Below are 533 nucleotides of genomic sequence, written 5' to 3' on the forward strand. Positions count from 1 at the left end.
GCGATGATGCTAGCGACGACGCCGGCGCCGACGGTACGACCGCCTTCGCGGATGGCGAAGCGCAGCTTCTCTTCCATCGCGATCGGGGCGATCAGCGTCACCTCCATCGAGATGTTGTCGCCCGGCATCACCATCTCCGTGCCTTCCGGCAGCGAGACCACGCCGGTCACGTCCGTCGTGCGGAAGTAGAACTGCGGGCGGTAGTTGGTGAAGAACGGCGTGTGACGGCCACCCTCTTCCTTCGTCAGGATGTAGGCCTCGGCCTTGAACTTCGTGTGCGGCTTCACAGAGCCCGGCTTGCACAGCACCTGGCCGCGCTCGACGTCCTCACGCTTCGTGCCGCGCAGCAGCGCGCCGATGTTGTCGCCGGCCTGGCCCTGGTCGAGCAGCTTGCGGAACATCTCGACGCCCGTGACGGTCGTCTTCACGGTGTCCTTCAGGCCGACGATCTCGATTTCCTCGCCGACCTTCACGATGCCGCGCTCGACGCGGCCGGTCACGACCGTGCCACGGCCCGAGATCGAGAACACGTC

General features: G+C 66.0%; 1 protein-coding gene. It reads right to left on the reverse strand.

Features of this window, described 5'->3' with window-relative positions:
• Positions 1-533, reverse strand: a 533-nt coding sequence (locus AC3WMA_RS27570; protein ID WP_492288431.1) for an EF-Tu C-terminal domain-related protein, incomplete at both ends; no start/stop codon positions are given.

The sequence above is a fragment of the Allobosea sp. FW305-C-101 genome, assembly GCF_058783685.1.